Genomic DNA, 23,593 nt, shown 5'->3' on the forward strand with positions numbered 1-23,593 from the left:
ACAATGCGCTCCAATGACCTTGGCTATAGTGTCGTAGCTATTTACACTTTGTCGTAATAGCTCATTATATAAACGAGATATAAATCACACAATTTTGACCAATTTATGCTATCTCTTCATCAATCCTTCACAGCGACGATCTAGTAGTAAACCTTTCATAGCGGGAATGATAGGATTAAACCATCCATTACCTACACTCGGGATTATCATGACTCACGCAACACCCATTCGAATCGCCACACGTAAAAGCCCGCTCGCCCTTTGGCAAGCTTATTATGTTAAAGATGCGCTGCAAGCGGCTCATCCTGGCCTAGAAGTGGAATTAGTGACCATGGTAACCAAAGGTGACGTCATTTTAGATACGCCTTTAGCTAAAGTGGGTGGTAAGGGGCTTTTTGTCAAAGAGTTGGAAGTCGCTATGCTTGAAGGCCGTGCCGATTTGGCAGTGCATTCAATGAAAGATGTTCCCGTCGATTTCCCTCAAGGGCTTGGACTAGTGACGATTTGTGAACGCGAAGATCCACGTGATGCTTTCGTTTCAAACACCTATCAAAGCATTGAACAACTGCCTCAAGGTGCCATAGTCGGCACCTGCAGTCTACGTCGCCAATGCCAACTCAAAGCATATCGACCAGACCTTGTGATTAAAGAATTGCGTGGCAATGTCGGTACTCGTCTTGGAAAACTCGATGCAGGTGAATACGATGCGATTATTCTCGCCGCAGCAGGTTTAAAACGTCTGAAGCTTGAAGATCGCATTCGCAGCATTATTGAACCAGAACAATCGCTTCCTGCAGTAGGGCAAGGTGCAGTCGGGATTGAATGCCGTTTAGATGACGAACGTTTAAGAGCATTGCTTGCGCCACTCAACCATTCTGACACGGCTGATCGCGTGAAATGTGAACGAGCCATGAACCTAACATTAGAAGGCGGTTGCCAAGTACCTATCGGTAGCTACGCATTGCTCGATGGTGATCATATTTGGCTAAGAGCATTAGTCGGTGAGCCTGATGGTTCTAAGATTGTGCAAGGTGAGATTCGCGGCCACCGCTCCGATGCCGAGCAACTAGGAATCACGCTTGCCCATCAATTGCTCAATGATGGAGCGCGAGATATTCTGTCCAAACTCTACTGCGAGCACGAATAACGCATGACGGTGTTGGTCACTCGCCCCGAAAATCAAGGGATTGAACTTTGCCAACAATTAGCGGATCTCGGTATCCGCTCCGTTCACCATCCACTGATTCAGATTAATGCAGGAGCCGATCTCCCGTATTTACTCCCAGAACTTCAGCAATGCGACATTATTATTGCGGTTAGCCAAAACGCGGTGACGTTCAGTCATCAATTTTTGCAAGATCACCGATATTTTTGGCCAAATGACGCCAGATACCTTGCCGTTGGTCAAAAAACCGCACATGTTTTCAGCAAATTAAGCCAACAAAAAGTACACTATCCGCAGATAAGTGACAGTGAACACCTGCTTGCCCTACCGCAGTTGCAATCAATATCGGGCCTTAAGGTGATGATTTTACGTGGTAATGGCGGACGTGAGCTCATCCACGACAGCTTAATCGAGCGTGGTGCTGATGTGGTGTATAAGGAAGTGTATCGACGCGATACGATCACCCTCTTTGCTGCCGAATCGATATCTCTGTGGCAGCAACAGCAAGTCACTCAGTTAGTTGTCACCAGCTCAGGTCAACTCAATTTTATGATGGATCAATTCTCTGATTCACAACGACTCTGGCTGCTAAATTTAGCTCTTTTTGTCCCAAGCGAGCGAATTCGACAAGAGGCGCTGCACATGGGATTTGGGTGCGTCACGAACGTGGGAAGCGCCTCCAATACAGAACTCGCGGCTAGTATTAGCCAATCTAGACAGGACTCTAAGCATGACAAGCAAAAATAATAACCCGCATATTGAACCTGAAAAAGCAGCCACACCTCCTCTGGTTACAGAAAAAGACGCAACGGATAACCTTGATTCACCAAAAAGTTACGTGCAGGATCCCACGTCTCAGCCTGAAGAAAAGAGTGATAAACGAGCAAAGCGCAGTATCAAACTTTCTGTTATTGCAATTAGCTTATCCATCATTTTCAGTGGTGGTATAGCCTATCAAATGCAGCAAAAAGACGCCTTTTACCAAGCCAAAATCAACGCATTGCAGACTCAATTAACACAAACCCAAAGTCAGCTCGCGGCTGAAATCAATCAAATAAAGCAAGAAACACAAGCCAAAGCGGACCAACTCACTCACAAAACTGACGTAGCCTTGAATCAACAGCAAAAAAGTATCGACAGCTTGCAACTGGCGATAGCTGATATCAAAGGCCGCCGTCCCAACGACTGGCTACTAGCAGAAGCTGACTACTTAGTGAAACTAGCAGGCCGTAAACTTTTTCTAGAACATGACATCGTCAGCGCGACCAAGCTAATGGAAAGCGCTGATCAGCGTATTGCTGAATTGAATGACCCAAGCTTAGTGCCGCTACGCAAAGCCATGGCGCGTGACATTACTCAGCTCAAAATCATCCCATTGATTGATCGTGAAGGGCTAGTGTTACGCTTAACAAGCTTACAGCAACAAGTTGACACTCTACCGCTGGCCAATGCCATGTTGCCTGAAACTCAGCAGCAATCAGCACCACAAGTTTCCGAAAATATTAACGACTGGCAAAATAATCTCGTTAGCTCATTGAAAGACTTCTCGGAGAACTTCATTACCTTCCGCACTCGAGACGGTAATGCCATTCCGCTACTGTCACCTGAACAGCACTTCTATCTAAAAGAAAATCTCAAAGCAAAATTAGAAACCGCCATCAAAGCCGTATATGCAGAACAACAAGAGATTTATACAACGGCACTGAGCACAGCAGATAAATGGTCAGCCAGCTTCTTTAATTCCGATGATCAGAGTGTGCAGCAGTTTAATCACGCGCTATTGCAGCTCAGTAAACAAAATATACAAGTGCAATATCCAGTTAAACTTGAAACTCAGCACGAACTCGCTGATGTCATCACTGAACGCCTACGCCGTGAAGTCTCTCCAATGAGCGTTACGGAGGACAAGTAATGTTTAGAGTCATCTTTCTTTTTGTAGTATTAGGAGCCGGTTTATTTGTCGGAACCCAATATGCTGGCCAGCAAGGTTATGTTCTTATCTCTATAGCTAATAGAACAATAGAGATGAGCGTAACCACCTTAATGATCTTTGTGATTGCACTCCTCTCTGGATTATTTAGCTTAGAATATCTCCTCAAAAAAGCATTCTACGCCAGTTCAAACACATTAAACTGGTTCAGCGTACGTAAGTTAAAGCGCTCTCGCCGTTATACCAATGAAGGTATCATTAAACTTCTAGAGGGAGACTGGAAGCAGGCAGAAAAGAAAGTCACTCGCTGGGCGAACCACCATGATATGCCGCTGCTCTGCTATCTTGTTGCATCGGAAGCCGCGCAGGGAATGGGCGACAGAGCAAAACGAGATCACTATTTAGATCTCGCTAGTCAGCAAAGTAATGCAGGCCTAGCTGTTGAATTAACTCGTGCCAAACAGCAAGTACGAGAAGGAGAGTTTGAGCAGGCGCTAAGCACTTTATCAGCCTTACAAGCCACTCATCCGAATAACACCATCGTGCTCAACTTACTCAAGACAACATACGTACACCTAGAACAGTGGCAACCGCTGCTTGAGCTTTTACCTAAGCTCCAAAAAGCAAAACAGATCGATACGGACGAGAGCCAACAACTGAACCAAAAAGCACAATGCGGTTTACTAAAAAACGTGGCCCAGCAGCAAGGTAGTGAAGGCTTAATCAATCATTGGGACAAGCTTCCAAGGAAAACCAAAAACGACGTCATTTTAACTCAATGCTTCATCGAGCAGTTGATTCAACGAAAAGCAGATTCGGAAGCATTTACCGTCATTAAAGAAACATTAAAAAAACATCCAATGCCAGCTCTGTATTCATTATTGGCAGAGCTCAATTTACCAGATAGATACCCAGCAATTTTGTTGTTACAAGAAGCCATTAGTAAGGATAGTGGTAACGCCGAAGCACACAGCGCACTGGCTCAATTGTATATGAGAGAGCAGAAATGGGCAGAGGCGCAAAGCCATTTGGAAAAAGCGTTATCGCTCCGTGCCAATGTATCTGATTACGCTTATCTTGCCGATAGCCTTGAAAAACAAAACTATCCTAAAGCCGCCGCAGAAGTCTCACGTAAGGCACTGACCATGATAGAGCATGTTTAAATGGCAATCTAACTAAGCACCTAAAAATAACCTTATACCAATTAAAGAAAAGTACGATCTCATTAAGGCTATCTAACTATTGTTAAATATCACGATGGATAGCCTTAATAGCACCGATTTCAAAACGCTGGCGAGCCAACAAAAACCATCCTAATTCTACTATTACCCGCTTGAACACCTGGGATTTCCTGGATAATTTCTTGATCAAAATGCCATTTGACTTAAGGCCGAGCACGGCACAAAACCTCGAACTGTGAAGCCACAGCGATTTGAATATGCGTATTTATTTGGGTCGGCTTGGGTCATGCCCCTAAAAATGAATAGGTGAGGCCGTCGTTATAATGGATGGTGCTAGTAGGTATATAAGTGCAGTTTAGTCATGTCAGTGTCATCACGTTTCTTCCTACTCACCGTGCTAAATCCAATAGAGCAAGTGTGCAGTTGGCTCACGCTAACCAACAAAGTTTTGCGGATCACAACGACATTATGTCTGAGGTGTTCAATGTGTAAAATCGATTTTTGGAAAGTACAGATAGGGTGATCAAGATATGTTCGAGGGATTGAATTAAGCTATTAATTTTCCAGATTGGCATGTTGATATAAAACGAAAAAAACCGCTGTAAAAACAGCGGTTTTTTCTTTAAAAGTGGCGGAGAGATAGGGATTTGAACCCTAGGATAGCTATTAACCATCGCCGGTTTTCAAGACCGGTGCTTTAAACCACTCAGCCATCTCTCCACAAATTGTCACTAAAAATTAGTCTTACTTTGATAATGCTATATTTTTAGTTTTGCTTTCATATTTTTAATGATATGTAAGCGATATTCAAAGCCTGGCGATGTCCTACTCTCACATGGGGAGACCCCACACTACCATCGGCGCTGTTGTGTTTCACTTCTGAGTTCGGCATGGAATCAGGTGGGTCCACAACGCTATGGTCGCCAAGAAAATTTCTTAATTCGGAAAGCTGTTTCGTTCTCATTCACACATTCAATGTTCTTCCATTGAGTCCACAAAACCCCTTCGGTGTTGTATGGTTAAGCCTCACGGGCAATTAGTATTGGTTAGCTCAACGCCTCGCAGCGCTTACACACCCAACCTATCAACGTTCTAGTCTCGAACAACCCTTTAGGACACTTAAAGTGCCAGGGAAGACTCATCTCAGGGCTCGCTTCGCGCTTAGATGCTTTCAGCGCTTATCAATTCCGAACTTAGCTACCGGGCAATGCCATTGGCATGACAACCCGAACACCAGCGGTTCGTCCACTCCGGTCCTCTCGTACTAGGAGCAGCCCCCTTCAATCTTCCAACGCCCACGGCAGATAGGGACCGAACTGTCTCACGACGTTCTAAACCCAGCTCGCGTACCACTTTAAATGGCGAACAGCCATACCCTTGGGACCGACTTCAGCCCCAGGATGTGATGAGCCGACATCGAGGTGCCAAACACCGCCGTCGATATGAACTCTTGGGCGGTATCAGCCTGTTATCCCCGGAGTACCTTTTATCCGTTGAGCGATGGCCCTTCCATTCAGAACCACCGGATCACTATGACCTACTTTCGTACCTGCTCGAACCGTCATTCTCGCAGTTAAGCGGGCTTATGCCATTGCACTAACCTCACGATGTCCAACCGTGATTAGCCCACCTTCGTGCTCCTCCGTTACTCTTTGGGAGGAGACCGCCCCAGTCAAACTACCCACCAGGCACTGTCCGCAACCCCGATGAGGGGCCTACGTTAGAACATCAAAACGACAAGGGTGGTATTTCAAGGTCGACTCCACGCAATCTAGCGACTGCGCTTCTAAGTCTCCCACCTATCCTACACATGTAGGTTCAATGTTCAGTGCCAAGCTGTAGTAAAGGTTCACGGGGTCTTTCCGTCTAGCCGCGGGTACACTGCATCTTCACAGCGATTTCAATTTCACTGAGTCTCGGGTGGAGACAGCGTGGCCATCATTACGCCATTCGTGCAGGTCGGAACTTACCCGACAAGGAATTTCGCTACCTTAGGACCGTTATAGTTACGGCCGCCGTTTACCGGGGCTTCGATCAAGAGCTTCGACCTAAGTCTAACCCCATCAATTAACCTTCCGGCACCGGGCAGGCGTCACACCGTATACGTCATCTTGCGATTTTGCACAGTGCTGTGTTTTTAATAAACAGTTGCAGCCACCTGGTATCTGCGACTCTCGTCAGCTCCATCCGCGAGGGACTTCACCAATAAGAGCGTACCTTCTCCCGAAGTTACGGTACCATTTTGCCTAGTTCCTTCACCCGAGTTCTCTCAAGCGCCTTGGTATTCTCTACCCGACCACCTGTGTCGGTTTGGGGTACGATTGCTTATAATCTGAAGCTTAGAGGCTTTTCCTGGAAGCAGGGCATCAATGACTTCACTGCCGTAGCAGCTCGACGTCGTGTCTCAGCCTAACAAGAAACCGGATTTACCTAGTCTCTTAGCCTACGCACTTGAACCAGGACAACCGTCGCCTGGCCCACCTAGCCTTCTCCGTCCCCCCATCGCAATTATAAGCAGTACGGGAATATTAACCCGTTTCCCATCGACTACGCTTTTCAGCCTCGCCTTAGGGGTCGACTTACCCTGCCCCGATTAACGTTGGACAGGAACCCTTGGTCTTCCGGCGGGGAGGTTTTTCACCCCCCTTATCGTTACTCATGTCAGCATTCGCACTTCTGATACCTCCAGCATGCTTTACAACACACCTTCAACGGCTTACAGAACGCTCCCCTACCCAATACAGTAAACTGTATTGCCGCAGCTTCGGTTTACTACTTAGCCCCGTTACATCTTCCGCGCAGGCCGACTCGACCAGTGAGCTATTACGCTTTCTTTAAATGATGGCTGCTTCTAAGCCAACATCCTGGCTGTCTGAGCCTTCCCACATCGTTTCCCACTTAGTAGTAATTTGGGACCTTAGCTGGCGGTCTGGGTTGTTTCCCTCTCCACGACGGACGTTAGCACCCGCCGTGTGTCTCCCGGATAGTACTTACTGGTATTCGGAGTTTGCAAAGGGTTGGTAAGTCGGGATGACCCCCTAGCCTTAACAGTGCTCTACCCCCAGTAGTATTCGTCCGAGGCGCTACCTAAATAGCTTTCGGGGAGAACCAGCTATCTCCGAGTTTGATTGGCCTTTCACCCCTAGCCACAAGTCATCCGCTAATTTTTCAACATTAGTCGGTTCGGTCCTCCAGTTGATGTTACTCAACCTTCAACCTGCCCATGGCTAGATCACCCGGTTTCGGGTCTATATCCAGAGACTGAAGCGCCCAGTTAAGACTCGGTTTCCCTACGGCTCCCCTATTCGGTTAACCTTGCCACTGAATATAAGTCGCTGACCCATTATACAAAAGGTACGCAGTCACACCACGAAGGTGCTCCTACTGCTTGTACGTACACGGTTTCAGGTTCTATTTCACTCCCCTCACAGGGGTTCTTTTCGCCTTTCCCTCACGGTACTGGTTCACTATCGGTCAGTCAGTAGTATTTAGCCTTGGAGGATGGTCCCCCCATGTTCAGACAGGATAACACGTGTCCCGCCTTACTCGATTTCACTTATAATGATGGAACAGTTACGGGGCTATCACCCTTTATTGCGCCACTTTCCAGAGGCTTCACCTGCATCATTAAAAGCTTAAGGGCTAGTCCAATTTCGCTCGCCGCTACTTTCGGAATCTCTGTTGATTTCTTCTCCTCGGGGTACTTAGATGTTTCAGTTCCCCCGGTTTGCCTCCTTACCCTATGTATTCAGGTAAGGATACGTGCTTATGCACGTGGGTTTCCCCATTCGGAAATCGTAGACTCAAGTGGCTGTTACTGCCTAATCTACGCTTATCGCAAGTTACTACGTCCTTCATCGCCTCTGACTGCCAAGGCATCCACCGTGTACGCTTAGTCACTTAACCATACAACCCGAAGAAGTTTCGTGTTGTAGACAAGTCACCAAGGTTGTCTCTCATTATTTGAATGAGCGAGAGACGTTTGATTTTGCCGGACTCAATTTTGAAAACTTACCGAAGTAAGCTTTCCCAAGAACACTTGAATGTGTTTGGTATCAATACGTTAAACGCATTGATGTTGAGAACTTTTATTTGATAACAACAAACACGTTCGTTGTTATCAGTCAGCTTTCCAAATTGTTAAAGAGCACGATTTGACTTTCTACTAAAGAAAGAAACCATTTTTAAAGATTCTCGTAAGAACATTTAAAGATGGTATCCCGTAGGGGAGTCGAACCCCTGTTACCGCCGTGAAAGGGCGGTGTCCTAGGCCTCTAGACGAACGGGACACTAAGTAAGAATGTTTGGGAACATCCTCGTCTCTTAAACTGTATAAACCATCAATCTGTGTGGACACTCATCAGTGTAATCTTCGTATAAGGAGGTGATCCAGCGCCAGGTTCCCCTAGCGCTACCTTGTTACGACTTCACCCCAGTCATGAACCACAAAGTGGTGAGCGTCCTCCCCGAAAGGTTAAACTACCCACTTCTTTTGCAGCCCACTCCCATGGTGTGACGGGCGGTGTGTACAAGGCCCGGGAACGTATTCACCGTAGCATTCTGATCTACGATTACTAGCGATTCCGACTTCATGGAGTCGAGTTGCAGACTCCAATCCGGACTACGACGCACTTTTTGGGATTCGCTCACTATCGCTAGCTTGCTGCCCTCTGTATGCGCCATTGTAGCACGTGTGTAGCCCTACTCGTAAGGGCCATGATGACTTGACGTCGTCCCCACCTTCCTCCGGTTTATCACCGGCAGTCTCCCTGGAGTTCCCGACATTACTCGCTGGCAAACAAGGATAAGGGTTGCGCTCGTTGCGGGACTTAACCCAACATTTCACAACACGAGCTGACGACAGCCATGCAGCACCTGTCTCAGAGTTCCCGAAGGCACACCTGCGTCTCCGCTGGCTTCTCTGGATGTCAAGAGTAGGTAAGGTTCTTCGCGTTGCATCGAATTAAACCACATGCTCCACCGCTTGTGCGGGCCCCCGTCAATTCATTTGAGTTTTAATCTTGCGACCGTACTCCCCAGGCGGTCTACTTAACGCGTTAGCTCCGAAAGCCACGGCTCAAGGCCACAACCTCCAAGTAGACATCGTTTACGGCGTGGACTACCAGGGTATCTAATCCTGTTTGCTCCCCACGCTTTCGCATCTGAGTGTCAGTATCTGTCCAGGGGGCCGCCTTCGCCACCGGTATTCCTTCAGATCTCTACGCATTTCACCGCTACACCTGAAATTCTACCCCCCTCTACAGTACTCTAGTGAACCAGTTTCAAATGCGGTTCCGAGGTTGAGCCCCGGGCTTTCACATCTGACTTAATCCACCACCTGCATGCGCTTTACGCCCAGTAATTCCGATTAACGCTCGCACCCTCCGTATTACCGCGGCTGCTGGCACGGAGTTAGCCGGTGCTTCTTCTGTCGCTAACGTCAAATGATGCTGCTATTAACAACACCACCTTCCTCACGACTGAAAGTACTTTACAACCCGAAGGCCTTCTTCATACACGCGGCATGGCTGCATCAGGCTTGCGCCCATTGTGCAATATTCCCCACTGCTGCCTCCCGTAGGAGTCTGGACCGTGTCTCAGTTCCAGTGTGGCTGATCATCCTCTCAGACCAGCTAGGGATCGTCGCCTTGGTGAGCCATTACCTCACCAACTAGCTAATCCCACCTAGGCATATCCTGACGCGAGAGGCCCGAAGGTCCCCCTCTTTGGCCCGTAGGCATCATGCGGTATTAGCCATCGTTTCCAATGGTTATCCCCCACATCAGGGCAATTTCCTAGGCATTACTCACCCGTCCGCCGCTCGCCACCCAAGGAACAAGTTCCTCTGTGCTGCCGCTCGACTTGCATGTGTTAGGCCTGCCGCCAGCGTTCAATCTGAGCCATGATCAAACTCTTCAATTAAAGTTTTGTTGGTCCTAAGACCGGCTCAATGAATACTAACTTCAAAACTGCTCTTACTCGAAAGTAAAAAAGTAATTTTAAAGCTATTGTTGTTCCAACAGAACAACAATGAATTGACTGTGCCAAAATCAAGTAAACTTGATTCTGATTGGTCACTCAGTTCATTGATAAATCTTTTTTGATTATCATCAACGAGTGCCCACACAGATTGATAGGTTTATATTGTTAAAGAGCGTTCTTCGCTGGATTGCCGAGGCTTCCTTTGAAGAGGCGGCCATTCTAGCGAGATAATGGAAAGTGTCAAACACTTTATTAAATTATTTCGTCTTACCGATTTGACCTACTGATTGGCTGGCTAATTGGGCTTGAACCCTTACTGGCTGTGCCGTGTCAGTGAGGCGGCATTATAGAGATCGCCGTCACGTTGGCAACCCCTTTTTGCTGTTTTTTTTGATTTTCTGTTCGTTGGGATAATTTTTATTCAAAAAGAGTTGTTTTGACGCTATTTCTGTTTAATTTATCTTATGGCGTCAGTTATTAAAGGAGACGAGCATGTCATCAATTCGTAGTTATAAAGGAATATCCCCACAAATCGGACAGCGCGTCTATATAGATAGTAGCTCGGTGTTGGTTGGCGATATTGTTTTAGGCGATGATTCCAGCATATGGCCATTGGTTGCAGCCAGAGGCGATGTAAACCATATTCACATTGGCCAACGTAGCAACATTCAAGATGGCAGCGTACTGCACGTGACTCATAAAAACACCGAAAACCCGGATGGTTTTCCACTTATTATTGGCGATGACGTCACAATTGGCCATAAAGTGATGCTGCATGGTTGCGTAATCCATGATCGAGTCTTAATTGGCATGGGAGCAATTGTGCTCGATGGCGTAGTCGTTGAATCGGAGGTGATGGTTGGAGCTGGCAGTTTAGTGCCACCAAACAAGGTATTGGCCAGCGGCTATCTTTATGTAGGATCCCCAGTGAAACAGATCCGCCCGCTAACAGATAAAGAGCGAGCTTTTTTGCTTAAATCTTCCGACAACTATGTGCAGAACAAAAATGACTATCTTACGAGTGTCAAAGAAAGCCATTAACTAAGCTTTAATCTCTATTTGTCCATCTAAATTGAACGCTTCATCTTCAATCAAGCTTTCAGCAAGCTCTTCAAGGTCAAATCGCCATTGTTCAAAAACTTGAATAGCTTGCTCACCGTTAGTAATCATTTCACCAGACAGATGGCTCAGTACTGACTTGTGTACCGTACATTCGAGCAGAGCTCCCGCGTGTTGAGCAGGAAAAAGTACGCTTTGGCTTGCCGAGTGCCACGTTTGTCGGTCAGGAAATAAAATCGCTTGGTTCATGATTAGCCTTCTAGATTTTTTCTCAGTTCTCTCAATATTTGTCGAGAACCCGGCCTGAGTCCGCGCCATAGCATAAAGCTCTCCGCAGCTTGCCCAACCAACATCCCCAAACCATCATAAGCATGAGCGCAATGATGACTTAATGCCCACTGATTGAATGTTGTTAATCCTTTGCCATACATCATGTCATAGGCCACACTGCTCTTACTGAAGATCGTCGGAGCGATATTTGGCAATTCACCATCTAAACTAGCCGAGGTCGAGTTAATGATGAGGTCAAAATGTTGATTAATCTCTTCCAACGCGATTGCTTTTACCGCGCCAAAGGGACTAAAAAGCGTGGCGAGCTGCTCGGCTTTTGCAAAGGTGCGGTTGGTAATCACGATACTTGTAGGGTGCTGATCGAGTAAGGGCTTAATCACGCCGCGCGCCGCGCCGCCAGCACCAATCACTAAAATGGAAGCGTCTCGTAGTGGCACTTGGTACTGAAGCAGATCTTGAACCAGCCCTTCACCATCAGTGTTATCACCGATGATTTCGCCATCATCTAATTTTTTCAGTGTATTGACCGCGCCTGCAAGTTGAGCTCGCTCGGTTAATCGATCCGCAAACTGATACGCTTCTTCTTTAAAAGGCACGGTAATATTGCACCCTCGACCACCGGAGGCAAAAAAGGTTTCAGCCGCTTGTTTAAAGCCATCTAGAGCCGCGAGTTGAGCGGTATAGTGCATTTCCTGACTGGTTTGCCGTGCAAAAAGTGTGTGGATCATCGGCGATTTACTGTGTCCGATTGGATTACCAAATACTGCATATTGATCAATGTGATGAGCCATATCCTTGCCTCTCGATAATTAACAGGACCACCTCGGCACCCCTATCATTGAAAATGTACCGCGGTCACCACTCCCTCGGCAGCAAGAAGGTGTTTAATTTCGCTTCTGCGCTGCCCTCTTCCGCTTGATAACGATATTGCCAACGAGCTAATGGCGGCATCGACATTAAAATCGATTCCGTTCGACCGCCACTTTGCAAACCAAACAATGTGCCGCGATCATACACTAAGTTGAACTCTACATAGCGACCACGGCGATAAAGTTGAAACTGGCGCTCTCTGTCACCGTACTCCATCGCTTGACGACGTTCAACAATCGGCAAATACGCAGCGGTGTATCCTTTACCGACAGCTTGCATATAAGCAAAACAGCGCTCAAATCCCCAAGCGTTTAAATCATCGAAAAATAGGCCACCAATACCGCGCGTTTCATTGCGATGAGGGAGGAAGAAATACTCATCGCACCACGATTTATGTTCGGCATACACTTTTTCACCAAAAGGAACACACAGGGCTTTCGCTGTGGCATGCCATGATTGAGCATCTTCTTCAAACGGATAGAAAGGCGTTAAGTCAAATCCTCCGCCAAACCACCAGATAGGATCTTCGCCTTCTTTTTCAGCGATGAAGAAACGAACATTGGCATGAGAAGTCGGAACATAGGGATTGTTTGGATGCATCACCAAAGAAACCCCCATCGCCTCAAAATGACGCCCAGCTAATTCAGGGCGATGCGCGGTCGCTGAAGCGGGCATTTGCTGCCCTTGCACATGTGAGAAATTCACGCCGCCTTGTTCAAAAACACGGCCTTCTTTCATCACTCGAGTTCGCCCACCGCCTCCCAAACGCTCACTCGGTTCGCGATGCCATGCATCTTCTTCAAACAGTGCTTGGCCATCCGCTTGTTCAAGTTGCTGGCAAATGGAATCTTGCAGCTCAAGCAAAAATTGTTTGACGGCTTGCTTATCAATGGTTGGCATCGCTTACTTCCTTAGCAGGGTTAACCCTGTCTTAATACTTGTGAGGTTTTCGCGTCACGAATTTCACTGGGCTTATTTCGACCACCGGTTTGACCATCTAAAATCGCAACCAGTTGCTCACCCAGTTGCGATTCAACTTCTTCCGTTGTCAGGCAAGGTGCAAGACCACTTAAATTCGCACTGGTCGAGGTTAATGGTTTTCCAAACGCATTGCATAGCTTTTGCACTAAAGGATGATCTGTCACACGTACGGCTATTGAATCAAATTGCCCACTCACCCAAGTAGAGACTTTATCACTGGTCGGCATTATCCATGTCACAGGGCCAGGCCAGGTGGCATGTACTCGTGCGATCTGCTCTGATGTCAACTGGCTCTCATCAATATAAGGAAGCAATTGTTCGTAAGAGGCCGCAATTAAAATCAACCCCTTTTCCACAGGACGCTGCTTGAGCGCTAAGAGCTTCTGAATGGCTTGCGGGTTATCTGGGTCACACCCAACCCCAAACACGCCTTCCGTTGGGTAGGCAATTACTTCACCGTCACGTAGAGCCTGCAAAGTGTGTTCAAAGTTATTCACAAAAACTGTCCATCGGTTTCTTTAATACAGTGCGGCTAAGTGTACAAACTTCGTTGAAAACTGGCTAAAGCTATTTGTTTATAAAATGTATCAATTGCACAATTAAGCTGACGCAAACGTTTTCCTAAGGAAAAAATACTCGTATAATGCGCTCAAATTATCCCGATCACCCCATTTTTAGAAGTATTAAGGAGTTTGAGATGAAAGTCGGAATTATCATGGGTTCAAAATCCGATTGGCCCACAATGAAGCTAGCTGCTGACATGTTGGATCAATTTGGTGTGGCATACGAAACCAAAGTTGTCTCTGCTCACCGCACACCTCAACTTCTTGCCGATTACGCCACCAGCGCAAGAGAACGCGGCCTTAAAGTCATCATAGCTGGCGCAGGCGGAGCCGCACACCTGCCGGGCATGACGGCAGCGTTTACTAGCTTGCCGGTACTTGGCGTTCCCGTTCAGTCAAAGGCACTCAAAGGGATGGACTCTTTACTCTCGATTGTGCAAATGCCAAAAGGGATTGCGGTGGGCACTTTAGCTATTGGAGAAGCAGGTGCGGCCAATGCTGGGCTGCTTGCCGCGCAAATCATCGGCACCAGTGATGAGGCCGTCATGGCAAAAGTGGAAGCATTTCGTTTAGCACAAACTGAAGCGGTGTTGAGCCACCCTAACCCTGCAGAGGATTGATACTATGCACGTTTTAGTCTTGGGCTCTGGGCAACTGGCACGCATGATGGCGCTGGCTGGCGCTCCTCTGAACATTCAAATCTCCGCTTTTGATGTGGGCAGCGGTAACATCGTCCATCCTTTGACATTACACATCACTGGTCATGGTTTAGACAATGCGATCAAACAAGCGGATGTCATTACCGCTGAATTTGAGCATATTCCCCATGAAATTCTCACTGTTTGTGAGCAAAGTGGTAAGTTTCTTCCTAGCGTCGAAGCCATTAAAGCCGGAGGCGATCGCCGTCTTGAAAAAGCGCTACTCGATGAAGCCAACGCAAAAAATGCCCAATACTTTGTGATTAATACTCGTGAAGATTTAGATGCCGCGATAACTAACATCGGCCTGCCTATAGTTCTAAAAAGTGCACTGGGTGGCTATGACGGAAAGGGGCAATGGCGTTTAAAAGAAGCTTCACAAGCAGAGCTCATTTGGCCAGAAATGGAAGCCTGTATCCAAGCAACTCCGACTCAAGCGATAGTGGCAGAGCAGTTTGTCCCCTTTGATCGTGAAGTCTCCTTAGTCGGCGCGCGTGCCAAAGATGGCAGCATCGCGGTTTACCCGCTGGCAGAAAATGTGCACATTAACGGTGTACTAAGTTTATCAACGGCGATAGATGACCCAGCCTTGCAAGAGCAAGCACTGTCGATGTTTACCTCGGTTGCCGCTCGTCTCAATTATGTCGGTGTGCTAGCGCTCGAGTTTTTTGATGTGCAGGGAACATTGTTGGTGAATGAAATTGCACCACGAGTCCATAACTCTGGTCACTGGACACAGCAAGGCGCAGAAACCTGTCAATTTGAGAATCACCTTCGCGCAGTATGTGGCTTACCTTTAGGCAGCACGAAGTTACTTCGCCCAACCGCGATGATTAATATTTTGGGTGAGGACAATTTACCAGAAGCCGTTATGGCGATTGAAGGTTGCCACATTCATTGGTATGGCAAAGAGAAACGTGCTGGGCGAAAAATGGGCCATATTAATGTCAGTGCAGATTACAACGCGCAGTTGCAACGAACGCTCTGTCGCTTGGCTGAAGTGCTTGATGCGACAACGTATCCAGCCTTGCACCATTTTGTTCAAGCGCTCAAGCCGACTCTCTAAAATAAACCTAATTGACGATAAATACGGATAAAAAATGGCACGTTCAATGTGCCATTTTCATATGCCGTCGCTTTACTCTGTGGCGGATTGAATATGACCACATTTTCGATCAGCACATTGCAGCTTGATACCACTGGCGAGTTTTTTCTCTATCAATAATCCAAACCCACATTTTTCGCATTTAACAGCAACAGGTTGCTGATTGAGGGCAAACTTGCATTTAGGGTAATTATCGCAAGCATTAAAAGTTTTACCATGGCGCGTTTTTCGCTCCACTAAATGGCCTTTCAAACATTCAGGACAAAGCTGTTTTGACTGAGGGACATTGTCTGCAGGGGAATCTGTATCTTGGATATGGTGGCAATGCGGATAATGGCTACACCCGATAAACATGCCATAACGACCTTGGCGTAACACTAATTCATGGCCACACTCTGGGCATGGCACACCCAACTCCTTAACGATATGACCATCATTTTGCTGCAGCGGCTTAATATAGTCACAATTGGGATAATGGTTACAGCCTAAAAACAGCCCATGCTTACCCTGACGAAGCTGTAATTGGCCACCACATTGCGGACAAGGCTCATGCTGCAGCGCTTGTCCATGCGCAGAAAAAAGGGGGGACTCAGTTTTACGACTCATAATGCTCAACTAAACGAACGGCTGCAATCAATGCAAAATACCTTGATCTTTGGTGTATAGCAGCTCTTCCATAAGCGTGTAAGCATTTTCATTTCCCGGAACATTAAATAGCACCATCAAAATGATCCACTTCAAGTCATCCAATTCAAATTCATTGGTTTCTAAACCCATCACTCGATCAATCACCATTTCACGAATTTCAGGGGTTAATACTTTCACTTGTTCAAGGAACAATAAAAAACCTCGGCTTTCAAGATCCAGCCTGTCCATCTCTTGTGCTGTGAACATCCGCATCGAAGTCGCAGCACTGGTTGCCATCGCTGAATGAGCATCGCTTTGTTGCAATGCTGCAAGCTCTTCTAACCAATTCAAGGCCTTATAGATATCTTTCTGGTGAAAACCGGCTCGAAGCAATTCATCTTCAAGCTCATCTTGATCGACTTGCAAATCTACATCGCTATGGACGTAGGTTTCAAATAGATACATCAATATATCCATCATCATAGCTAACCCTTCCCTTTACGAATATAGCCGCCAGAAACGGCAACAACATAACCTGAAAGCTCAAGCTCTAAAAGCTGCATCATGACTTCATGGACAGGTGTATCGGTCCTGCTCGCAAGAATATCAACAGGCGTAGCCTCTACTCCTACGTTAGCTAACAGTTCAGCAAATGGCAATTGCTGATCGCTCTGAGCTGAAAATAAATCCGGTTGAGGCGACTTTTGACGCAATGACCAATCCACTAAGGTGCCAATTTCGGACAATACTTGTTCACTGTTTTGCACCAAGCACGCCCCACAACGAATAAGTTGATTACTACCGTGGCAATTTGGGTTGGCAATTGAGCCCGGAATAACAAACACATCTCGCCCTTGCTCAGCCGCATAACGCGCCGTGATCAACGAGCCACTTTTCTCCGCCGCTTCCACCACTAAAACACCAACCGCTAACCCGCTGATAATGCGATTGCGCCGCGGAAAGTTATCCGGCCTTGGTTTGGCTTTGGGGCGAAATTCCGAGACTAATGCTCCGCTTTCCATCACCCGTTGCGCTAATTTTTTATGCCGCGCTGGGTAAATAGATTCAAGGCCCGAACCGAGCACGGCAATCGTCTCACCACCCGCTTGCAACGCACCGTCATGAGCATGTCCATCAATACCTAATGCCAAACCACTGGTGACTACCAAGCCCTGTTGCACAAATTCTCGCGCAAACTGATGAGCAACTCGTTGGCCATCAGGGCTCGCATTACGACTGCCGACGATCGCCATTTGCGGATCAGAGAGTGCTGTTATTCGTCCTTTGACAAATAAAACCGGAGGTACGGTAGCAATTTCTTTTAGTAAAGAAGGGTAACCATCGCAAAATGGAGTAAGGATGTAATGAGACTCATGAGCTTGCTGCCAACTTAGGCATTCTTCAACTTCTTGAGGGGCCGTCTCGCGCAGATAACGGATTTGCTCTTGAACTAGACCCAACGCGGCTAACTCCTGCTCGGAATAGTCAATTAAATGAGCAAGAGAAGCGACGCTAGCAAGGCGAGAAAGTTTCTTGCCACCCAATTTGGGCACAAAGCTGAATGCTAGCCACGCCGCTAATTCGTTCTGCTCCATCAGCTTGCGGTATCATCCTTAACCACCGAGTCCATATCGGCTTGTTCATTTGGCTCGATTGTTAGCTCTGGTTTGAGCGGCGAAACCGCGATGACACTTTTACCAATCGGCACGCGGCTATCGGTAATCAAAGCTAAGCTAAAATGTTCATAAGGTCGAATGACCATCAAACTGCCCACCAAGCTGCTTGGTAATTGCAGGGTTTCATCAAGGTTCTGTTGGTGCTGTCCTTTTTTTCCAGACACTTTAGAACCAGCTTGAATCAAATCAAACATCGTCCCTTGACGCAGTTGATCTGCAAGGCCTTTATCGATCACAACTACCTGATTCTGCGCCGAATACTCACTACCCTCCAACGATCCGAGGATGTGCGTTTCAGCTTGTAGTAGCGATGGCGATGGGAAAAAAGTGGTTGAAAGCGTTAAGGTTTCGACGCCCACTTCAGGTAGGGCAATATCATTGACTCTTATCTCTTGTTGCTGTGCGGTGATGGTTAGCCCGCTAAAAGCCTCATCGGCGGAGACCAATTCACCAGAAGCAATCAAACGCAAAGCAACCATAGTTTTATTTTTCGCGGCAGCATCATGACGAGAAAACTCAGCGATTTCACGATAAATACCCCATTTGGGGTGAGTCTGTTGCCCGCTTATGTAGAGCGTATCTTGCGCCGTCAGGTATTGTTTACCGTCGCTGGCACCGAGCACACGCTGGCTCTCTTGTAATGTTTGCTTATCCAGTAAGCGATCCGTATGCAGATACGGCAACACTAATCCCTCTTGCACCGTCGGAACCGCTTTTTTCTCAAGCATACGCACTTTCGGACTCAACTTGACCATAGGTTTTAAACTCAACACCGGCTGTCCGTTACGCCAGACTAAGGTCAGCTTATCGCCGGGATAAATCAAATGCGGGTTATCGATCTCTGGGTTAATTTGCCATAAACGTGGCCACAACCACGGGTTATCAAGATAGAGCGCAGAAATATCCCACAAGGTATCTCCTTTGACGACCGTGTATGTCTGCGGGGCATTTGCTTTGACGGTGAGCGCCATATCCTCCGCCGCCAACGCATTAACGACCAATGACAACGGTAAAAACACACACACTAAATAACGAATAAATCGTGACATGACCTCTGTTCCTTGGCCGAAATAAGTAAGGATGAATCAGATTATTAACATTTGGATGCTGTCATTTGGGTCATAAAATGTCTAGAATTGAGCCAACAAGCTTTAAGCTGTTTCGGCACAGTTCAATATTTCGAGTGTATATGTCTGTATTACAAGTATTAACATTCCCAGATGATCGTCTTCGTACCGTGGCAAAACCGGTAGAGAAAGTGACACCTGAGATCCAAAAAATCGTCGATGACATGATTGAGACTATGTACGACGAGGACGGTATCGGCCTTGCCGCAACGCAAGTCGATATTCACCAACGCATCGTTGTGATCGATATTTCAGAGAATCGCGACCAGCCAATGGTTCTGATTAACCCTGAAATTTTAGAGAAACGCGGTGAAGATGGCATTGAAGAAGGCTGTCTGTCGGTCCCGGGCTCACGCGCCCTTGTTCCTCGCGCAGCAGAAGTCACAGTCAAAGCGTTAGATCGTGATGGCAACGAATTCTCATTTGAAGCGGATGACCTTTTAGCCATTTGTGTTCAACACGAGCTTGATCACTTACAAGGCAAACTGTTTGTTGATTACCTTTCGCCATTAAAGCGTAAGCGTATTAGAGATAAGCTAGAGAAAATCAAACGCTATAACGAAAAAAACTAACTTAAGTGAGGTTACCTTGAGCCAATCATTACGCATTGTGTTTGCAGGTACTCCGGACTTCGCCGCCCGTCATTTGGCGGCGTTGTTGTCTTCGGAGCATGAGGTTATCGCGGTGTACACTAAGCCCGATAGCCCGGCAGGGCGCGGTAAAAAACTGACCGCCAGCCCAGTGAAACAGATGGCCGTTGAGCACAATATTGCTGTGTATCAGCCAGCGAACTTTAAGAGCGACGAAGCCAAGCAAGCGCTCGCCGATCTCAACGCAGATTTAATGGTAGTAGTCGCCTACGGATTACTGCTACCAAAGGCCGTACTTGATATGCCAAGGCTTGGCTGTATTAACGTACACGGTTCCATTCTGCCACGGTGGCGTGGTGCCGCACCGATCCAACGCTCGATCTGGGCGGGAGACAGTGAAACGGGTGTAACCATCATGCAAATGGATGTCGGCCTAGATACGGGCGATATGCTCAAAATTGCTAAGCTGCCGATTGAGGCAACAGACACCAGCGCTTCTATGTATGACAAACTGGCCGAGTTAGGCCCACAAGCGTTGGTAGAATGCATCGCCGATATCGCCAGTGGCAAAGCGATTGCCACTCAACAAGATGATACATTGGCTAACTACGCACAAAAACTTAGCAAAGAAGAAGCCAAAATCGATTGGTCAGCGGATGCCGCTTTTATTGAACGCTGCGTGCGTGCTTTTAATCCATGGCCAATGAGCCATTTTTATGTGGCTGAGAACAGCATTAAAGTGTGGCAAAGTCGCGTTGAAGCACAAACCAGCGACCACCCTGCAGGCACGATTGTTCAAGCCGATAAATCGGGTATTTATGTGGCAACCGGCAACGGCTTACTGGTGCTTGAGCAGTTGCAAGTGCCCGGCAAAAAAGCGATGTCAGTGCAAGATATTCTCAATTCGCGCGCAAGCTGGTTTGAAGTCGGCACACAACTTAGCTAAACCTTAACGAGGGCAGAGATGCCCCCATTGATTTTCATTTATTTAAAGTCGGTACTTCTATGAATGTTCGCGCAGCTGCGGCTAACGTGTTGTTTCAAGTGGTTGATAAAGGCCACTCACTTTCTCACGCACTTCCTGCGGCGCAAAAAACCATCCGCCCAAGAGACCACGCTCTGTTGCAAGAGATCTGCTACGGGGCTTTGCGTTATTTGCCTCGTTTGGAATCAATTGCCAATGAGCTAATGGACAACCCACTGAAAGGGAAAAAGCGGGTTTTTCACCATCTTATTTTAGTTGGTATCTACCAATTGAGCTTTATGCGCATTCCCGCTCACGCCGCAGTAGCCGAGACGGTTGAAGGCACCAAAACATTGCGCGGTGAAAATTTAGGTGGGCTAATCAACGCCGTATTGCGCAGCTACTTGCGCGATCAAGAAGCACTGGACGCTATCGCCGTTAGCCACAACGCAGGCAAATATGGCCACCCAAGTTGGCTACTTAAACTGTTACAACAAGCGTACCCAGAACAGTGGGAAACGGTTGTGCAAGCGAACAATCAAAAAGCGCCAATGTGGTTGCGCGTCAACCGTCAGCACCACACTCGTGATGAATATCTTGCACTACTAGCTAGCGAAAATATCGAGTGCAGCGTGCACTCTCACGCCGCCGACGCAATAAAACTCGCTGCACCTTGCGATGTAACGCTTTTACCCGGTTTTGATCGTGGTTGGGTATCGGTGCAAGATGCCGCTGCGCAGCTAGCGATTGACTACCTTCAACCTAAAGCAGACGAGCTTATTTTAGATTGCTGCGCCGCCCCAGGGGGTAAAACCGCGCACATCCTGGAGCACACACACGATACTGAAGTGGTTGCGATTGACAGCGATGCAACCCGCCTTGAACGCGTCTATGACAACTTAGAACGCCTGCAACTTCGCGCTGATGTGATCTGCGGTGATGCTCGTTACCCTGAAGAGTGGTGGCATGGCGAACAGTTTGACCGAATTTTATTAGATGCACCTTGCTCTGCCACTGGGGTTATTCGCCGTCATCCAGACATCAAATGGCTACGTCGTGGTAGCGATATTGAGGCATTGGCTCAATTACAAAGCGAAATACTGGACGCAATGTGGAAGCAATTAAAAGTCGGTGGCACTATGGTTTACGCAACCTGCTCGATCACTCCACAAGAAAACAGCTTGCAGGTCAAAGCCTTCTTAGAACGAACTCATAACGCTCAATTAGTGGGTTCCGATCGTGAGCAGCCGGGGCGTCAGATACTCCCCGGAGAAGAAGATATGGACGGTTTTTACTACGCAGTATTAACCAAACAAGCGTAAATTCGACGCACATTGGCAGCATTATTGCTGCCTTTTCAGTGGCCGATATTCGGCAGGTAGAAAGAGAACAGAGTATGAAAATCATTATTCTTGGTGCAGGTCAGGTCGGTGGCACACTGGCCGAAAACTTGGTCGGCGAGAACAATGACATCACCATTGTCGACAAAAATAGTGACCGCTTGCGCGAGCTGCAAGACAAGTACGATTTGCGGGTGATTCATGGCCACGCCAGCCACCCTGATGTACTGCGTGAAGCGGGCGCACAGGACGCGGACATGCTGGTTGCGGTCACTAATACCGACGAAACCAACATGGCGGCATGCCAGGTGGCGTTCTCTTTGTTTAATACGCCCAACCGAATTGCGCGTATTCGTTCTCCTGAATATCTGCTTGAAAAAGAGACTTTGTTTCAGTCAGGCGCGATCCCGGTGGATCACCTCATCGCTCCTGAAGAGCTAGTGACGAGCTATATTGAACGGTTGATCCAATACCCCGGCGCACTGCAAGTAGTGAGTTTTGCCGAAGAAAAAGTGAGCCTAGTGGCTGTGAAAGCTTACTACGGCGGGCCATTGGTGGGTAATGCTCTTTCAGCGCTACGTGAACACATGCCGCACATTGATACCCGCGTCGCGGCTATTTTCCGCCAAGGTCGGCCGATTCGCCCGCAAGGCACCACCATTATTGAAGCTGACGATGAAGTGTTCTTCGTGGCAGCCAGTAATCATATTCGCTCGGTCATGAGTGAGCTACAGCGGCTGGAAAAAACCTATCGCCGTATCATGATTGTTGGCGGGGGTAACATTGGGGCAAGCTTAGCCAAACGTTTAGAGCACAGCTACAGCGTTAAACTGATTGAGCGTAATTACCCACGTGCAGAGCAGTTATCGGAAGAGTTAGAAAACACCATAGTATTTTGTGGTGATGCGGCGGACCAAGAGCTGCTAGCCGAAGAGAACATCGACCAAGTCGATGTATTTATTGCGCTCACCAACGAAGATGAAACCAACATCATGTCCGCCATGCTCGCCAAGCGTATGGGCGCGAAAAAAGTGATGGTACTTATCCAGCGTGGCGCGTATGTCGATCTCGTACAAGGCGGCGTGATTGATGTCGCGATTTCACCCCAACAAGCCACCATTTCCGCACTGCTGACTCACGTACGTCGTGCCGATATCGTTAACGTCTCTTCGCTACGCCGTGGCGCGGCAGAGGCGATTGAGGCAATTGCACATGGCGACCAAAACACCTCTAAAGTGGTGGGACGCGCAGTGGGTGATATTAAACTGCCACCGGGCACAACCATTGGCGCGATTGTGCGTGGTGAAGAAGTGTTAATCGCCCATGACCGCACTATTATCGAGCAAGATGATCACGTGGTGATGTTCTTAGTGGATAAAAAGTACGTGCCCGATGTGGAAGCCTTGTTCCAACCTAGCCCATTTTTCCTATAGGTCATTGGCGT

The 23,593-nt window shown here is 47.6% G+C and carries 19 protein-coding genes, 2 tRNA genes and 3 rRNA genes; 11 read left to right on the top strand and 13 right to left on the bottom strand.

The features are described from left to right. Positions 1-208 precede the first annotated feature (208 nt). From hemC to N5E84_RS12720, 4 genes are read left to right on the top strand one after another with little or no spacing between them, the layout of a single operon-like run. Positions 209-1,147, top strand: a complete 939-nt coding sequence (gene hemC, locus N5E84_RS12705) for a hydroxymethylbilane synthase (RefSeq protein ID WP_026028808.1) — start codon at positions 209-211, stop codon at positions 1,145-1,147. Positions 1,148-1,150: 3 nt separating this feature from the next. Continuing rightward, on the top strand, positions 1,151-1,912 hold the full coding sequence (locus N5E84_RS12710; RefSeq protein WP_013855520.1) for a uroporphyrinogen-III synthase: 762 nt from the start codon (positions 1,151-1,153) through the stop codon (positions 1,910-1,912). Further along, positions 1,896-3,077 carry a uroporphyrinogen-III C-methyltransferase gene (locus N5E84_RS12715; RefSeq protein ID WP_019281797.1) on the top strand — a complete coding sequence of 394 codons (1,182 nt, stop codon included), beginning with the start codon at positions 1,896-1,898 and terminating at the stop codon, positions 3,075-3,077. The genes N5E84_RS12710 and N5E84_RS12715 overlap by 17 nt, the downstream gene beginning before the upstream one ends. Continuing rightward, positions 3,077-4,258 (top strand): heme biosynthesis protein HemY, encoded by a 1,182-nt coding sequence (locus N5E84_RS12720; RefSeq protein ID WP_019281796.1) that lies wholly within the window; start codon positions 3,077-3,079, stop codon positions 4,256-4,258. The genes N5E84_RS12715 and N5E84_RS12720 overlap by 1 nt, the downstream gene beginning before the upstream one ends. Before the next feature lie 647 nt (positions 4,259-4,905). Here N5E84_RS12720 and N5E84_RS12725 read toward each other — a convergent pair. The 5 genes from N5E84_RS12725 to N5E84_RS12745 form a co-directional block, all read right to left on the bottom strand. Then, positions 4,906-4,996, bottom strand: a tRNA-Ser gene (locus N5E84_RS12725). A gap of 92 nt (positions 4,997-5,088) precedes the next feature. Next, positions 5,089-5,204: ribosomal RNA gene (gene rrf, locus N5E84_RS12730) — 5S ribosomal RNA — on the bottom strand. An 87-nt stretch (positions 5,205-5,291) separates the two neighbouring features. Next, positions 5,292-8,182: ribosomal RNA gene (locus N5E84_RS12735) — 23S ribosomal RNA — on the bottom strand. Positions 8,183-8,489: 307 nt separating this feature from the next. Continuing rightward, positions 8,490-8,565: transfer RNA gene (locus tag N5E84_RS12740), tRNA-Glu, on the bottom strand. An 88-nt stretch (positions 8,566-8,653) separates the two neighbouring features. Next, positions 8,654-10,198: ribosomal RNA gene (locus N5E84_RS12745) — 16S ribosomal RNA — on the bottom strand. Together the 16S, 23S and 5S rRNA genes with 2 tRNA genes alongside form the textbook arrangement of a ribosomal RNA operon. A gap of 552 nt (positions 10,199-10,750) precedes the next feature. Here N5E84_RS12745 and N5E84_RS12750 point away from each other — a divergent pair. Beyond that, complete coding sequence (locus tag N5E84_RS12750; protein ID WP_069212092.1) at positions 10,751-11,299, top strand: gamma carbonic anhydrase family protein; 549 nt, start codon at positions 10,751-10,753, stop codon at positions 11,297-11,299. Here the strand turns inward: N5E84_RS12750 and N5E84_RS12755 are convergent, their stop codons facing one another. The 4 genes from N5E84_RS12755 to N5E84_RS12770 all read right to left on the bottom strand — a co-directional run bounded on the left by N5E84_RS12755 (position 11,300) and on the right by N5E84_RS12770 (position 13,956). Next, entirely contained in the window at positions 11,300-11,566 is a 267-nt protein-coding gene (locus N5E84_RS12755) for a DUF1488 domain-containing protein (RefSeq protein WP_010319906.1), read from the bottom strand. It lies immediately after the preceding gene. A gap of 2 nt (positions 11,567-11,568) precedes the next feature. Continuing rightward, entirely contained in the window at positions 11,569-12,399 is an 831-nt protein-coding gene (gene aroE / locus N5E84_RS12760) for a shikimate dehydrogenase (protein WP_017046340.1), read from the bottom strand. 64 nt (positions 12,400-12,463) lie between these two features. Then, on the bottom strand, positions 12,464-13,378 hold the full coding sequence (gene hemF / locus N5E84_RS12765) for an oxygen-dependent coproporphyrinogen oxidase (RefSeq protein ID WP_010319908.1): 915 nt from the start codon (positions 13,376-13,378) through the stop codon (positions 12,464-12,466). A gap of 20 nt (positions 13,379-13,398) precedes the next feature. Then, positions 13,399-13,956, bottom strand: a complete 558-nt coding sequence (locus N5E84_RS12770) for an L-threonylcarbamoyladenylate synthase (RefSeq protein ID WP_010319909.1) — start codon at positions 13,954-13,956, stop codon at positions 13,399-13,401. A gap of 200 nt (positions 13,957-14,156) precedes the next feature. On the opposite strand from N5E84_RS12770, the gene purE reads away from it, so the two are divergent. Next, complete coding sequence (purE, locus tag N5E84_RS12775; protein WP_010319910.1) at positions 14,157-14,642, top strand: 5-(carboxyamino)imidazole ribonucleotide mutase; 486 nt, start codon at positions 14,157-14,159, stop codon at positions 14,640-14,642. 4 nt (positions 14,643-14,646) lie between these two features. Beyond that, positions 14,647-15,786, top strand: coding sequence for a 5-(carboxyamino)imidazole ribonucleotide synthase (locus N5E84_RS12780; RefSeq protein ID WP_019283084.1), 1,140 nt, complete (start codon positions 14,647-14,649; stop codon positions 15,784-15,786). Between the two features lie 72 nt (positions 15,787-15,858). Here N5E84_RS12780 and N5E84_RS12785 read toward each other — a convergent pair whose 3' ends face one another. From N5E84_RS12785 to N5E84_RS12800, 4 genes are read right to left on the bottom strand one after another with little or no spacing between them, the layout of a single operon-like run. Then, entirely contained in the window at positions 15,859-16,431 is a 573-nt protein-coding gene (locus N5E84_RS12785; protein ID WP_029388412.1) for a type I DNA topoisomerase, read from the bottom strand. 27 nt (positions 16,432-16,458) lie between these two features. Further along, entirely contained in the window at positions 16,459-16,935 is a 477-nt protein-coding gene (locus N5E84_RS12790; RefSeq protein WP_019283082.1) for a DUF494 family protein, read from the bottom strand. 2 nt (positions 16,936-16,937) lie between these two features. Beyond that, a complete protein-coding gene (gene dprA, locus N5E84_RS12795; protein ID WP_019283081.1) occupies positions 16,938-18,047 on the bottom strand; it encodes a DNA-processing protein DprA in 1,110 nt (369 codons plus the stop codon). Then, positions 18,047-19,177, bottom strand: coding sequence for a LysM peptidoglycan-binding domain-containing protein (locus N5E84_RS12800; RefSeq protein ID WP_069212091.1), 1,131 nt, complete (start codon positions 19,175-19,177; stop codon positions 18,047-18,049). Before N5E84_RS12800 ends, dprA begins: the two co-directional genes overlap by 1 nt. A gap of 140 nt (positions 19,178-19,317) precedes the next feature. Between N5E84_RS12800 and def the strand changes: the two genes are divergently transcribed. The 4 genes from def (at position 19,318) to trkA (ending at position 23,582) form a co-directional block, all read left to right on the top strand. Continuing rightward, a complete protein-coding gene (gene def, locus N5E84_RS12805; protein WP_043004842.1) occupies positions 19,318-19,827 on the top strand; it encodes a peptide deformylase in 510 nt (169 codons plus the stop codon). A gap of 16 nt (positions 19,828-19,843) precedes the next feature. After that, on the top strand, positions 19,844-20,791 hold the full coding sequence (gene fmt / locus N5E84_RS12810; RefSeq protein WP_019283079.1) for a methionyl-tRNA formyltransferase: 948 nt from the start codon (positions 19,844-19,846) through the stop codon (positions 20,789-20,791). A 59-nt stretch (positions 20,792-20,850) separates the two neighbouring features. Then, positions 20,851-22,131 (top strand): 16S rRNA (cytosine(967)-C(5))-methyltransferase RsmB, encoded by a 1,281-nt coding sequence (gene rsmB, locus N5E84_RS12815; protein ID WP_019283078.1) that lies wholly within the window; start codon positions 20,851-20,853, stop codon positions 22,129-22,131. Between the two features lie 74 nt (positions 22,132-22,205). Next, a complete protein-coding gene (trkA, locus tag N5E84_RS12820; RefSeq protein WP_026027554.1) occupies positions 22,206-23,582 on the top strand; it encodes a Trk system potassium transporter TrkA in 1,377 nt (458 codons plus the stop codon). The last annotated feature ends 11 nt before the right edge of the window (positions 23,583-23,593 follow it).

The sequence above is a fragment of the Vibrio sp. J502 genome, from assembly GCF_025397955.1.
GTDB classification, from domain to species: Bacteria; Pseudomonadota; Gammaproteobacteria; order Enterobacterales; family Vibrionaceae; genus Vibrio; species Vibrio anguillarum.

Bases quoted from the DNA above. Each gene is read 5' to 3' on its own strand.
- aroE (WP_017046340.1), bottom strand. From the start codon at position 12,399: ATGGCTCATCACATTGATCAATATGCAGTATTTGGTAATCCAATCGGA.
- hemC (WP_026028808.1), top strand. From the start codon at position 209: ATGACTCACGCAACACCCATTCGAATCGCCACACGTAAAAGCCCGCTC.
- N5E84_RS12755 (WP_010319906.1), bottom strand. From the start codon at position 11,566: ATGAACCAAGCGATTTTATTTCCTGACCGACAAACGTGGCACTCGGCA.
- dprA (WP_019283081.1), bottom strand. From the start codon at position 18,047: ATGGAGCAGAACGAATTAGCGGCGTGGCTAGCATTCAGCTTTGTGCCC.
- N5E84_RS12750 (WP_069212092.1), top strand. From the start codon at position 10,751: ATGTCATCAATTCGTAGTTATAAAGGAATATCCCCACAAATCGGACAG.
- N5E84_RS12715 (WP_019281797.1), top strand. From the start codon at position 1,896: ATGACAAGCAAAAATAATAACCCGCATATTGAACCTGAAAAAGCAGCC.
- trkA (WP_026027554.1), top strand. From the start codon at position 22,206: ATGAAAATCATTATTCTTGGTGCAGGTCAGGTCGGTGGCACACTGGCC.
- hemF (WP_010319908.1), bottom strand. From the start codon at position 13,378: ATGCCAACCATTGATAAGCAAGCCGTCAAACAATTTTTGCTTGAGCTG.
- def (WP_043004842.1), top strand. From the start codon at position 19,318: ATGTCTGTATTACAAGTATTAACATTCCCAGATGATCGTCTTCGTACC.
- rsmB (WP_019283078.1), top strand. From the start codon at position 20,851: ATGAATGTTCGCGCAGCTGCGGCTAACGTGTTGTTTCAAGTGGTTGAT.
- N5E84_RS12720 (WP_019281796.1), top strand. From the start codon at position 3,077: ATGTTTAGAGTCATCTTTCTTTTTGTAGTATTAGGAGCCGGTTTATTT.
- N5E84_RS12785 (WP_029388412.1), bottom strand. From the start codon at position 16,431: ATGAGTCGTAAAACTGAGTCCCCCCTTTTTTCTGCGCATGGACAAGCG.
- N5E84_RS12780 (WP_019283084.1), top strand. From the start codon at position 14,647: ATGCACGTTTTAGTCTTGGGCTCTGGGCAACTGGCACGCATGATGGCG.
- N5E84_RS12790 (WP_019283082.1), bottom strand. From the start codon at position 16,935: ATGATGATGGATATATTGATGTATCTATTTGAAACCTACGTCCATAGC.
- purE (WP_010319910.1), top strand. From the start codon at position 14,157: ATGAAAGTCGGAATTATCATGGGTTCAAAATCCGATTGGCCCACAATG.
- N5E84_RS12800 (WP_069212091.1), bottom strand. From the start codon at position 19,177: ATGTCACGATTTATTCGTTATTTAGTGTGTGTGTTTTTACCGTTGTCA.
- N5E84_RS12710 (WP_013855520.1), top strand. From the start codon at position 1,151: ATGACGGTGTTGGTCACTCGCCCCGAAAATCAAGGGATTGAACTTTGC.